At 54.1% G+C, this 12,632-nt stretch carries 10 protein-coding genes and 2 pseudogenes; 5 read left to right on the top strand and 7 right to left on the bottom strand.

The window, feature by feature from the left end; genetic code table 11:
• Window positions 1-40: 40 nt before the first annotated feature.
• A complete protein-coding gene (ltrA, locus tag CAGGBEG34_RS04125) occupies window positions 41-1,084 on the bottom strand; it encodes a group II intron reverse transcriptase/maturase (RefSeq protein ID WP_238984965.1) in 1,044 nt (347 codons plus the stop codon).
• Here ltrA and CAGGBEG34_RS04120 point away from each other — a divergent pair.
• The 5 genes from CAGGBEG34_RS04120 to CAGGBEG34_RS04100 all read left to right on the top strand — a co-directional run bounded on the left by CAGGBEG34_RS04120 (window position 1,066) and on the right by CAGGBEG34_RS04100 (window position 5,127).
• A complete protein-coding gene (locus tag CAGGBEG34_RS04120) occupies window positions 1,066-1,350 on the top strand; it encodes a DUF5372 family protein (RefSeq protein WP_238984964.1) in 285 nt (94 codons plus the stop codon). The two genes, ltrA and CAGGBEG34_RS04120, sit on opposite strands and share 19 nt — an antisense overlap.
• Window positions 1,351-1,395: 45 nt before the next feature.
• Window positions 1,396-1,728, top strand: a complete 333-nt coding sequence (locus CAGGBEG34_RS04115) for a DUF6788 family protein (protein WP_042688098.1) — start codon at window positions 1,396-1,398, stop codon at window positions 1,726-1,728.
• Between the two features lie 139 nt (window positions 1,729-1,867).
• Complete coding sequence (locus tag CAGGBEG34_RS04110; protein ID WP_006682574.1) at window positions 1,868-4,075, top strand: recombinase family protein; 2,208 nt, start codon at window positions 1,868-1,870, stop codon at window positions 4,073-4,075.
• A 267-nt stretch (window positions 4,076-4,342) separates the two neighbouring features.
• Entirely contained in the window at window positions 4,343-4,831 is a 489-nt protein-coding gene (locus CAGGBEG34_RS04105) for an IS110 family transposase (protein WP_050009316.1), read from the top strand.
• Window positions 4,828-5,127 carry a hypothetical protein gene (locus CAGGBEG34_RS04100; RefSeq protein WP_238984962.1) on the top strand — a complete coding sequence of 100 codons (300 nt, stop codon included), beginning with the start codon at window positions 4,828-4,830 and terminating at the stop codon, window positions 5,125-5,127. Before CAGGBEG34_RS04105 ends, CAGGBEG34_RS04100 begins: the two co-directional genes overlap by 4 nt.
• A 178-nt stretch (window positions 5,128-5,305) precedes the next feature.
• Here CAGGBEG34_RS04100 and CAGGBEG34_RS12140 read toward each other — a convergent pair.
• The 6 genes and pseudogenes from CAGGBEG34_RS12140 to tig all read right to left on the bottom strand — a co-directional run.
• Window positions 5,306-6,127, bottom strand: a pseudogene (locus tag CAGGBEG34_RS12140) (pseudouridine synthase); the annotation flags it as partial.
• A gap of 400 nt (window positions 6,128-6,527) precedes the next feature.
• Window positions 6,528-7,070 (bottom strand): annotated as a pseudogene (gene scpB, locus CAGGBEG34_RS04090) (SMC-Scp complex subunit ScpB); the annotation flags it as partial.
• Window positions 7,071-7,111: 41 nt separating this feature from the next.
• Window positions 7,112-9,550, bottom strand: coding sequence for an endopeptidase La (gene lon, locus CAGGBEG34_RS04085; protein WP_042688095.1), 2,439 nt, complete (start codon window positions 9,548-9,550; stop codon window positions 7,112-7,114).
• A gap of 62 nt (window positions 9,551-9,612) precedes the next feature.
• A complete protein-coding gene (gene clpX / locus CAGGBEG34_RS04080) occupies window positions 9,613-10,881 on the bottom strand; it encodes an ATP-dependent Clp protease ATP-binding subunit ClpX (RefSeq protein WP_006682571.1) in 1,269 nt (422 codons plus the stop codon).
• A gap of 15 nt (window positions 10,882-10,896) precedes the next feature.
• Complete coding sequence (gene clpP / locus CAGGBEG34_RS04075; protein WP_006682570.1) at window positions 10,897-11,565, bottom strand: ATP-dependent Clp endopeptidase proteolytic subunit ClpP; 669 nt, start codon at window positions 11,563-11,565, stop codon at window positions 10,897-10,899.
• A gap of 107 nt (window positions 11,566-11,672) precedes the next feature.
• The coding region (tig, locus tag CAGGBEG34_RS04070; protein ID WP_050009313.1) for a trigger factor at window positions 11,673-12,632 on the bottom strand (960 nt) is incomplete at its 5' end.

Genomic DNA, 12,632 nt, shown 5'->3' with positions numbered 1-12,632 from the left:
CGTACGTTCAGTTTTCCCGAATACGGCGGTCCGACAGTCTTCATCGTGAACCATGCGCAAGGGTTCCTTGATGCTCAAGCACGCCGCCCGCAATATAGGGCATCCCCATTGCGTACAACCTGCTGTTTGGATATTTCTTCCATCCAAACCCGTGGCCTTTCCTTCTATGGGTTAAGTATCTTCGGAACCGGATGTTGATAAAACGCTGTAATCCCTTAAAGGCTTTGCTGGCATTCGTGTGCTTGAAATAGTTGACCCACCCCCACACAATCGGTTTGATCTGCTCGACAAATGTTTCAGGATTAATAGGCGCATTTCGTGATGTCCAAGATTTCAGTCTGTTGCGTATGCTTTGTTGCGCCTGTTTGGAGGGGTGCAGATAGATGGTATTCCTGCCGCCTTTGAGACTCTTTTGCTTGATAAAGTGGATACCCAGGAAATCAAACCCTTGAGTCAGCTTCGTTATCCGCGTCTTCTTGCTATTTAGCGTAAGTCTCATCTCCCTTGCCATTTCAGAGAATGCTTGTAGCGCAGTCTGGGCGCTCTTTCGGCAGACCAGCACGGCATCATCCGCGTAGCGGTGCAAGGTTGCGCCCAGTTTCTCTGGGCACTTTTCTTCCTGCCACTTTCGGTCGATGACGTTCAGGTAAATGTTGCTGTACAACGGGGAAGTCGGGGAGCCTTGCGGCACTCCAATTTTCGTTGGTTGCACACTCCCTTTGTGGCTGATGCCAATCTTGAGCGTTTGTTTGATTAATTTCAGCAGGCTTGCGTCCGATATCCTGCGGCTGATCAGCTCTAGGAGCTTATTGTGCGGAATACTGGTGAAGTAAGCCTGGAAATCCATTTCCACAACGCTCCATGCCTGTTGATATAAATCTTGTCGAATCGCCTCGCTGGCTTGCTTGGCGTTTCGTCTCGGCCTATATCCATAGGAGCATTCCTGAAATTCCGCTTCAAAGATGGGCTCCATGACCCGTTTCATTGCCGTTTGCACAATGCGATCTTCTACCGTTGCGATGGTCAGTGCGAACTGCACATACATCCAACGAGCCTTTGGGTTGGGTGGAGATCTGTCATCCATTTCATCCGCTCAAAGGTCAACGATTTCCAGTCCTGAAGACGCGACGAGTTTCAGGTATCGACACGCTGATCCTAGCGCACTCGGAGCGTGGCAGCTTCAGCCTTAACCGTGAATGGACTGACTGGGGCGCGCTGCCTGCCGAAGGCAATCGTGAAGCCTCGGCATGTTACTTTGATCTTGACATGCTGCTGGAGCTGATCGCTTTGGTCGAGCGCCTCACCACGTTCCCCTCCAAGGAGTCATTTAGGAAAGGGCTTGATCAGTGAACATTGTCGATCTATTATCAGACCATACATTTAACTGGTCTGATAATGCAGGATACTCCATCGTCCACTTTGCGCAGACGCCGCACCCAGTTGGTACGGCAAATGCCAGTGTTGGAGACCCTTTTGCGGGGTTCACTGGTCGAGCGCTACAAGCGTTGTGGCAAACCTGGCTGCAAGTGCGCCCATACTCCCGGTCACGGTCCCAAGTACTACCTATCGGTGAGTTTTTCCGGCCGTCGACCGCAAATGGACTACGTGCCACAAGCCCATTACGTCGACGTTACCAAGCGCCTGGCAAACTATCATCGGGTTCGCGAGATCATCGAAGCGATCTGCGAGATCAACCGCGAATTGTTACGTCGCCGAGAAGCGTTTTAAGGGGACCTGATGAGCCACCAGCCGTTGCCATTGCTCACTCCCTCCGTCGATGCGCAATTTGCTGGCGTGCTGATCGCCAACATGCTCGAAGCTTGGCTCACGGCGGCCCCCGCGCTAGAAGCGACCGAGGAGGCTATGAATGATCACCAAGATCACCGAACAGCACTACAGCAAACCGGCGTACATCTATATCCGTCAGTCGACTCCGGCCCAGGTACGGCATCATCAGGAGAGTACCGAACGCCAGTATGCGCTGCGGGACAAAGCGTTGGCACTGGGCTGGCCAGAGACGGCCATCCGCACGTTGGATCGGGATCTGGGTCAGTCGGGTGCACGGATGAAGGGACGCGAGGACTTCAAGACACTGGTGGCAGATGTCTCGATGGGGCAAGTGGGCGCGGTGTTTGCTTTGGAGGTCTCGCGTCTGGCGCGCTCGAACCTGGACTGGCATCGGTTGTTGGAGTTATGCGCACTCACCCATACGTTGGTTATCGATGCCGATGGCTGTTACGATCCAGGGGACTTCAACGACGGGCTGTTGTTAGGTCTGAAAGGGACAATGGCGCAGGCCAAACTACACTTTTTGCGCGGGCGCCTCCAGGGCGGTAAGCTTAACAAAGCACAGAAGGGGGAATTGCGGTTTCCCCTGCCAGTTGGCCTGTGTTATGACGATGAAGGTCGCATTGTCCTTGATCCCAATGACGAGGTTCGCGGTGCTGTACAGTGGGTGTTTCGCCTCTTTCAGAAAACTGGTAGTGCCTATGCGGTCGTCAAGCGCTTCACGCAAAGTGGCTTACGTTTTCCCAAGCGCGCCTACGGCGGAGCCTGGGCGGGCCAACTCATCTGGGGGCGGCTGAGCCATGGACGTGTGCTTGGACTGATTAAGAATCCTTCGTATGCGGGCGTGTATGTCTTTGGACGTTACCAGTACCGCAAGCATATCACTCGCCAGGGAGACGTGCGCCAGCGCGTGCAGCGAGTCCCGAGGGCGGGCTGGCGTGTTCACCTGCCAGAACACCATAAGGGATATATCACCCTGGATGAGTTTGAGCAGAACCAAGCCCACATGGCGCACAATCGGACCAACAGCGAAGAAACCCTGTTGAGCGGCCCGGCTCGTGAAGGCCTCGCGCTGCTTCAGGGGCTACTGGTATGCGGTCGCTGCGGCCGGGCAATCACGATACGCTATCAAGGTCACGGTGGCATCTACCCAGTCTACCTGTGCAGTTGGCAGCGTCGCGAAAGTTTAGCGACCAAAGATTGCATGAGCGTGCGCAGCAGCCTACTCGACGACGCGATCAGCGAAGCGGTGCTCAAGAGGCTACAACCGGCCGAACTCGAACTGGCCGTAACAGCGCTGAAGGAACTTGAGCAACGCGATCAAACCATCATGCGTCAATGGCAAATGCGCATTGAACGTGCTCAATATGAGGCCGCGCTCGCCGAGCAACGCTATCAAGAGTGCGATCCCGCTAACCGATTGGTCGCCGGAACCCTTGAGCGGCGTTGGAACGACGCGTTGCTTCGCCTCGAATCGAGTAAGACCGAGGCTGCCCAATTTCAAAGCCAGAAGGCGCGTATCGTCACGCCTGAGCAAGAGGCCCAAATCCTCGCATTGGCCCGCGATCTACCACGCCTGTGGCATGCTCCGACGACACAAGCGAAGGATCGCAAGCGTATGCTACGGCTCCTTATCCGAGGCATCACGGTGAAGAAATTGTCCGGCCAGCGGCAAATCATTCTGCATATCCGTTGGCAAGGCGGCACCTGTAACGATATCACCGTCAATTTGCCCAAGCCCATCGCCGACGCAATGCGCTATCCGGTGACTATCGTCGAGCAAGTCCGCGAACTGTCGCAGCATTTGTCCGACTCGCAGATCGTTGCGCGCTTCAATCAAGTGGGGCTTCGCAGCCCTCGTGGCAAACCTTGTTGTATATTGGATTGGCCCCATAAAGCTGATCACTTTATGAGGTGGCAGAGAGGAATCGCGTGCAAACAGGTTAATGAAGTACTGGGAGAAAGACAGGATGCTCTCTGCTTTTTATGTTGGTCAAGCTCCGGACAGATGGGAGAGGCTCAAGCCTCGCATCCAATCGGCAAGTATGGGGAGAGCCAACTTTTCAAGCATACAGCTAGAGGAGGATGCAATCCAATGGCAGCTTATATAGGGGTAGATGTCAGTAAACACGTGCTGGATGCACAAATGGGTGCTCATTATTTCCAAGTAGAAAACACAGCCAAAGGACTGAAGAAATTCATCCGGGCACTAGAAAAATGTATTCAATCAGGGAATCCAGTCAGTACGGTGGTCTGTGAAGCCAGCGGTGGCTATGAAAGGGATTGAATGTTGACCGTGCGCAAGGCTGGGTTCCCTATCCATCTCGCCAATGCCAAGCGCGTTCGAGCCTTTGCCAAGAGCAGGGGTATCTCGCTAAAACAGACAGGATAGACGCCCAGTGGATCTGTGAATACGGGGAGCGATGAAAGTCCAAGGGGACGAGCATCTTCTATCGGCAGAGCAGGCGCAATGAGGGCGGCTGATCAAGCGACGTGAACAGCGGGTTAAGGACCACAAAGAGATAAAAATCACTTGGAGCATTGTACGGACACGGTGATCAAGCGTTCGCTCAAAGCCCATATTCGTTGGCTGGACAAGGAGATAGGCAACGTTGAGACAGCCATCGAAAAGCAACCCAAAACCGCAGAGATGCAGGAAACGCATGCCTTGTTAACTTCTGTGCCGGGTGTTGGAAATCTTACTGCCTGGCATCTGGAAGCTTTTCTACCGGAGTTAGGTCGTTGTGCTCATCAGTCTCTGGCAGCCTTGGTAGGGGGCGCGCCTTTCAATCACGATAGTGGTAAGCATCAAGGCGAGCGCTTTATGCAGGGGGGAAGGGCGCGCGTGCGGCGCGTGCTCTACATGGCGGCTTTATCGGCGGCTCGTTGCAACGAGGATATGAAAACGTTCTACGAACGCTTACGAGCCGCTGGAAAACCCATAAAAGCTCTGATCGCTGTGTTGCGTAAGCTGCTCTCTATCCTGAACAGCCTCGTCCAGCGCCGCTCCCCCTGGCAGGAAAATCCAGCGCCAACCACTTGACTTGCAACACAGATGCTTTTTTTACGTTCCAGACTTTATTGTTTTTCGGTTTATTCTCCATCCTGTCGGTTCGCGAGCGGCGCGCGTTCTGGACTTCCCGGCCGAGCGCGCCGTTTGCCGCTGCAATCGCAATCGATGCTTGCGCAGGCCTGTGGATTGGGATATACGGCCTGGGCAGACTCCATCCATTGCCGCTCGCGCAAAGCGCCTTGATCTTCAGCTATGCAGGCTTCTGCACGCTTGGTTTGAATGATTTTGTCAAAATCGCTCTGATTGCGCGCGCTCAACGTGTTTAATATGAGAAAGGCCCTAGCGTTTCCATGAGCGGCCACGGCTCCTGATCATGTCAGAACGGTGATCATCGTAGCTTGCGCGGCGCTCTGGCAGGGCGCGGTTTGGGCGCCGCGCATGATTGAATTGGGCGCGCATCTGTGCATAAGGGTATGCCTTGCCCCGACCGTTAACGTATTCTGAAAAATCAACCGAAGACTGCATAGGATCCGGTTGACGGCGAGGCTTAAAGGCGCTCCTATTGATATTAGGCTCAGGTGCGTGCGCGCTTAGGCCAACGGTTTCGAGTACAGCGTTGACCTGCCGCGCATCCAGTTCTTCCCAGCGGCCGCGTTTTAGGCCGCGCGGCAGAGTGACCGGGCCATGACGGGTGCGGATCAGCCGGCTGACTTTGATGCCGGCCGCGTCAAATAGCCGCCGCACCTCCCGATTTCGGCCTTCGGCCAGCGTAACGTGGTACCAGCGGTTGACGCCTTCGCCGCCGCCGTTCTGAATGCGCAGAAAATTCGCCATCCCGTCCTCGAGCGCGACGCCGTGCAATAGTTGTTGCCGGGCCGATTCGGAAAGTTCGCCAATCACTCGTACTGCATACGCGCGCTCCACCTTGTGACGCGGATGTGTGAAGCGATACGCTAGCTCGCCGGAGCTTGTCAACAGCAGCAGACCCTCCGTATTGAAATCAAGCCGGCCAATGAAAAGCCATTTACCCGTTTTCAATGGCGGGAGCGCGTCAAATACCGATGGGCGATGTTGCGGGTCCGCATGGCTGACAATTTCTCCGCTAGGCTTGTGGTATAGCAGGATGCGCGGCAGGCAGGGGGCATTCTTGCGCGGAAGCAGCTTTCCGTTAATGCGGACTTGATCCGTCGGCATGATGCGCTGGCCAATATGCGCCGGTTCGCCATTGACAGAGATGCGGCCCGCCATAATCCACTCTTCCATTTCGCGCCGCGAACCAATGCCTGCCTCAGCAAGCACCTTGTGCAGTTTGGGCGCATCGTCCTCCACGACTGGCGCATTTTTCAGTGACTTGCCCTGTATCGCTTTGCGCTCGCCGTATTGTTCATACTGTCTGCGCGCTCGCGCAAGTGACGATCTCACTGAAGAATGCTCTGAGCGAGGCTTTTGAAGCGGGAACTGGCGTTTGCGGGGCGCGGCTTTTTGATGATGTATAGACGCATTGGACGCCAAAGCCTGGGTATCGGATTCTTGTGTCTTCAATGCATGACGGCGGGCAATGAGGCTGCGCGGACCGCGCCGTAAACCGTGCCTGCTTCGCCCTTCGCTGCGGTTTTCTTGCACCGATTCAGGTTCTGATGGATCAATGGAGTCAGATGGTTTCAAAGCAGTCTCTGGGGTGACTTCTGAAAGATTTTTAAATGTAAGCGCGTCAAGCTTGGCGATTCGAGCTGTCTCGGTGGTTGCCAGGCAGGGCGGGCAATGCGTCAAGCGTTTGTAAGCCAAAGTCATTCAGAAAGGTCTGCGTGGTTGCATAAAGCGACGGATGTCCAGGCGTATTGCGCTGGCCAATGATGTCGATCCATCCTCGTTCTTCGAGTTGTCGTATCGCTTGGGTATTGACAGCGACGCCGCGGATTTCTTCGATATCGCCCCGCGTGACGGGTTGCCGGTAAGCGATAACCGCAAGCGTTTCCAATACCGCGCGGGAATATTTGGGCGGTTTCTCAAGATTTAGGCGGTCAAGGAACGCCCGGACCGCGGGCGCGCTCTGAAAACGCCAGCCTTGCGCGACCTCAACCAGTTCAAGTCCCCGCTCTGACCAGTCTGCACGCAACGTATCCAGGAAACCCATGATGTGCTTGTCCGGGACCGGCTCAATGAACAGTTTGCGCAAATCAGAGACTTTGAGCGGCTCCTGAGCGCACATCAAGGCGGCCTCAATGATCATTTTTTCTTTCCCGCTTTCTGTCAATTGAGGGCCGCTCATACACAGAAACGTTTAAGAATATAGACGATGCAAGCCATTGCTCAATGCGTGGTGCGCGTCGAGGGGATGTTCAAAGCGGATTCAGACGCCGGGATTGGAACAACGGCGTGTGGCGGCGCATTGATGCCCTGGGGCTCAGGCATGCGTTCAAGCGCCAGTTCCAGCACCCGGTCAATCCAGCGTACAGGAACAATTTCAATACTATTTTTGACAACATCGGCAATTTCGGCGAGGTCTTTGACATTTTCTTCCGGAATGATCACCAGCCGGATGCCGCCCCGGTGCGCAGCGAGCAGTTTCTCTTTTAATCCGCCAATCGGCAATACTTCGCCTCTCAGGGTAATTTCACCGGTCATCGCGATGTCCGAGCGCACCGGGATGCCCGTCAATATGGAAACGAGCGCGGTGGCCATCGCAATACCTGCCGAGGGACCATCTTTGGGCGTTGCGCCTTCCGGAACGTGGATATGGATATCTTGAGTCCGAAATATTTCATCGGCAATGCCGAGGCGCTGCGCGCGCGAACGCACTACCGAACGCGCGGCTTCGACGGATTCTTTCATCACGTCTCCCAGCGAGCCGGTGCGGATCACCTTGCCTTCGCCTGGCATCAGCGCGGCTTCGATGGTCAATAAATCGCCGCCGACTTCTGTCCACGCGAGTCCTGTCACCTGACCGATCTGGTTTTCTTTCGCCGCGACGCCGAAATTGTATTTTTTCACGCCCAGAAAGTCGCCGAGATGCTCTTCTTCGATCTTCAGCGTAACCTCTGATCTTTCAAGCAGATGTTTTTTAACGATTTTCCGGCAAATTTTTGAGATTTCCCGTTCAAGCGAACGCACGCCCGCTTCCCGCGTGTAGTAGCGAATGATGCCAAGCAAAGCCGCTGCGCTCAGATCGAGCTCGTCTTCCTTGAGCCCGTTCAGGCGTTTCTGCTTGGGGAGCAGATAGCGCCGCGCAATATTGACTTTTTCATCTTCTGTATAACCGGAAAGACGGATCACTTCCATCCGGTCCAGAAGAGGGGAGGGGATGTGAAGAGAATTGGAGGTTGCAACAAACATCACATCGGATAGGTCGAAATCGACTTCGATGTAATGGTCGGCAAAAGTATGGTTCTGTTCAGGGTCAAGGACTTCGAGCAATGCTGAAGCGGGATCGCCTCTGAAATCCATGCCCATTTTGTCTACCTCATCCAGCAGAAAAAGCGGATTGCGCACGCCCGCCTTGGCAAGGTTCTGGAGGATTTTGCCCGGCATTGAACCAATATAGGTACGCCGGTGACCGCGGATTTCCGCCTCGTCCCGCACCCCCCCCAATGCGATGCGTATGAATTTCCGGCTCGTTGCGCGCGCAATGGATTGTCCGAGTGATGTTTTTCCCACCCCTGGCGGCCCAACCAGGCAGAGGATCGGCGCTTTTACTTTTCCAACCCGCTGCTGCACCGCAAGATATTCAAGGATGCGTTCCTTGACTTTCTCCAGTCCGTAATGATCTTCGTCCAGCGTCGTCTGCGCATTGGCCAGATCATGATTGGTTTTGCTTTTCTTGCGCCACGGCAAACTGATCATCGCATCGATATAATTGCGCACCACCGTGGCTTCCGCTGACATGGGGGACATCAGCCTGAGTTTCTTCAGCTCGCTTTCGGCTTTTTTGTGCGCTTCCTTGGGCATGCGCGCGGCGGTAATCCGTTTCCCCAACTCCCCAAGATCGCTGCCGTCCTCGCCTTCGCCAAGCTCTTTCTGGATCGCTTTGACTTGTTCATTCAAATAGTACTCGCGCTGGCTTTTTTCCATCTGACGCTTGACGCGCCCGCGGATGCGTTTTTCAATCTGCAAAATATCGATTTCCGCTTCGATTTGCGTCAGCAGATATTCAAGACGCTCGATGATCGGAAAAGTTTCAAGAACCCGCTGTTTCTGGTCAAGTTTGATGGAAAGGTGCGCAGCGATCGTATCCGTAAAACGGCCCGCGTCATCGACGCTGGCAAGGGATGACAGAATTTCAGCCGGAATCTTCTTGTTCAGTTTAATGTATTGTTCAAATTGCGCAAGGATGGTACGCCGCAAGGCTTCTGTTTGCGCTTCAGCCTGCACGCCCGCGGGCGCCGCAATATCCAGCGGAACGGCGGCGCAGAAGAATTGCGCGTCCTGTTCTTCAACGGTGTGGGTTCGCGCCCGCTGCAACCCTTCGACCAGCACCTTGACCGTACCGTCCGGAAGTTTAAGCATCTGCAGAATATTCGAAATACATCCGACTGGGTACAGGTCCGAGGATTTCAGCTCGTCCTTGGCGGGATTTTTCTGCGCGGTCAACATGATGCGTTTACCGCTGGCCATCGCGAATTCGAGCGCTTTGATCGACTTTGGACGCCCGACGAACAGGGAAACGACCATATGCGGAAATACCACGATGTCCCTAAGCGGCAATAGCGGGAGTAATACACACTTCGATGGGAGATTGGATGTTTCTGACATAGGATTGATGTCCCAGGTGGAAGATCGGTTATTTTCTAGAGCCTATGCACAAGATGTGCGCTTCAATTCGCACTTGCAACCTTAGGCGCATCTTCACAAATCCGCAGAGGTTGACCGGCGCCGTGGACGACTTTCTCGTCCACAATAACTTTGCTGGTATTTTTCATCGTGGGCAATTCGTACATCGTATCGAGGAGCGCCTGTTCCAGAATCGAGCGCAGCCCGCGTGCGCCCGTTTTGCGCTGGATGGCTTTGCGCACAATCGCTTTAAGCGCCTCTGGTCGTATTTCAAGCGCTACATGCTCCATTGCGAAAAGTTCATGATATTGCTTGACGAGCGCGTTTTTGGGCTCAACCAAAATTTTTATTAAAGCATTCTCATCCAGTTCGTCAAGGACGGTCACTACTGGCAAACGGCCAATCAATTCGGGAATCAGGCCGAATTTAATCAAATCCTCAGGCTCGACTTCTAATAGCGCTTCACTGGAAGCATGTTTCTGGCTTTTAACCATTGCGCCAAAGCCAATACCCGCTTCTTTAGTGCGGCTGATAATCACTTTTTCAAGGCCGTCAAAAGCGCCGCCGCAGATGAACAATATATTTGTCGTGTCGATTTGAATAAAGTCTTGATTGGGATGCTTACGTCCTCCCTGGGGCGGCACGGACGCCATCGTGCCCTCAATCAGTTTCAGCAGCGCCTGTTGCACGCCTTCTCCGGAAACGTCCCGCGTGATTGAGGGGTTATCGGATTTACGGCCAATTTTGTCAATTTCATCAATATAGACAATGCCTTTTTGCGCCTTGCCGACATCATAATTGCAATTCTGCAGCAGTTTCTGAATGATGTTTTCGACATCTTCGCCCACATATCCCGCCTCGGTCAGCGTGGTGGCATCTACGATCACAAAGGGCACATTTAACAGACGCGCCAGCGTTTGTGCGAATAGGGTTTTGCCAGAGCCGGTGGGACCGATCAACAGAATATTGCTTTTGGCAAGCTCAATCTCGTTTTTCCGGTCCAGATGTTTCAATCTTTTGTAATGATTGTAAACGGCCACTGAAAGTATCTTCTTTGCGCGCTCCTGTCCAATGACATATTGATCAAGGAAGGCTTTAATTTCCTGAGGCGCCGGCAGCTCCGTTTTAGAGATATGCGCATTGTTGTGCGCAATCGCCGCTTCGTCCCGGATAATTTCATTGCACAAATCAATACATTCGTCGCACACAAATACAGACGGGCCGGCAATCAGTTTTCTGACTTCATGCTGGCTTTTTCCGCAAAACGAGCAATGCGGAAATTTCTTGGAACTGGAATCCTTTTTGTTTGCCATCGATACAAACCGTCCTCAAGTGCGTTTGGAAAGGATTTGATCAATCAGGCCATAAGCTTTGGCATCTTCCGCCGACATAAATTTATCACGATCCGTGTCGCTTGAGATGCGTTCAACCGTCTGGCCGGTATGTTGCGCGAGCAATTGATTCAGACGCTCTTTCAAATACAGAATCTCACGCGCGTGAATTTCGATATCGGACGCCTGGCCGCGTGCGCCGCCCAAAGGCTGGTGGATCATGATCCGCGCGTTCGGTAGCGCAAAACGTTTTTCAGGCGCGCCAGCCGCCAGCAGAAAAGCCCCCATGCTGGCGGCAAGCCCCATACATAATGTGGAGACTTGCGGTTTAATAAACTGCAATGTGTCATAAATGGCCATTCCAGCGCAAACTGAGCCGCCGGGACTGTTGATATACAGGCTGATGTCCTTGTCCGGATTCTCGCTTTCGAGGAAAAGCAACTGAGCCACAATCAGATTGGCGTTGTGTTCATTGACTTCGCCGATCAAAAATACAACGCGCTCCTTGAGCAGTCGCGAGTAGATATCATACGCGCGCTCGCCGCGACCGCTGGTTTCCACCACCATTGGCACCAAGCCAAGCGCTTGCGCATCAACAGCGCTCTGCGGTTTTTCCCAACTGGGGAATTCTCGTTGCAGCGGGTGCACAGGATTCTTGAGTGTCATAAAAGATGGAGGCGCTGAAAACAAATTTCAATGAGAGCCTGTTCACGATCTGACTGCGCGGCTTGTGGCCCGCCCTACGGCCCGATCCCGCTGCGCGGGTCCCTCGGTCAGCGTTCCGGCGGGCCCTCCTTGGCTTCCGGGCGCTTGTCGCAGATCGTGAACAGGCTCTGGGAAGCTTTCGCCAATGCTTCAAAGCTCATCGGCTGTTGCTCGACTTTGGCTTTGCTGAGCACGAAGTCGATAATATTGCGCTCGGCGACTTCCGCTTCAACTTCCGCCAGCCGTTGGGTATCCGCATAATACCAGCGCACGATTTCCTGCGGCGCCTGATAGCTTTTGGATAGGGTTTCAACCGCCGCGCGCACCTGCTCAGGCTGCGCCTGTAAATCATGCTGCTGGATCAATTCAGCGCAGATCAGCCCCAGTTTGATGCGGCGTTCAGCCCGTTCCTTGAACATTTCCGCCGAGATCGGCGCATTATGGTTGCGCGCGCCCTGTTTTTCCATATTTTGGCGCGCGATTTCCGCCAGGCGCCGCTGGTCCTGTTCAACGAGTGTGCGCGGCGCGTCAAGCGCAGCGCATTCTAAAAGACAATCCATCACCTGGCGTTGCAACAGCAACCGGATGCAGCGCTGCGTCTCGCGCTCAAGGTTCTCCTTGATTTCAGCGCGCATCCTTTCGAGATCGCCGCCGTCGATGCCAAGCGAGACGGCAAAATCCGCATCTATATCTGGATAGCGCGGTTGTTCGACTTTCTTGAGCGTTAATATATATTGAATCGCTTTGCCAGCAAGCTGGGCATCCGGATGATCGGCAGGCAGGCTGATCTCAAATCTCCGCGTTTCGCCTGACTTCAATCCCAGCGCGGCCTGCTCAAACTCTTCAGGCAGCAGGCTGCTGCCCAATGCAATGGTTAAATCTTTGATATTGCCGTTTGAAAAAGGCTGACCCTCTAGGCTTGCCTCTGCATCAAAGGTGACTCGGTCATCCAGTTGCGCAGCGCCTGCAGCCGGATTCCCCCCCTCAGATTCCAGGTTGCGTAATAGGTATTGAACCCTTTGCCTGCG

This window comes from Candidatus Glomeribacter gigasporarum BEG34 (assembly GCF_000227585.1).
GTDB lineage: Bacteria > Pseudomonadota > Gammaproteobacteria > Burkholderiales > Burkholderiaceae > Glomeribacter > Glomeribacter gigasporarum_B.
The sequence above is the reverse complement of the archived record's forward strand: the minus strand, read 5'-3'. Positions and strand labels throughout refer to the sequence as shown.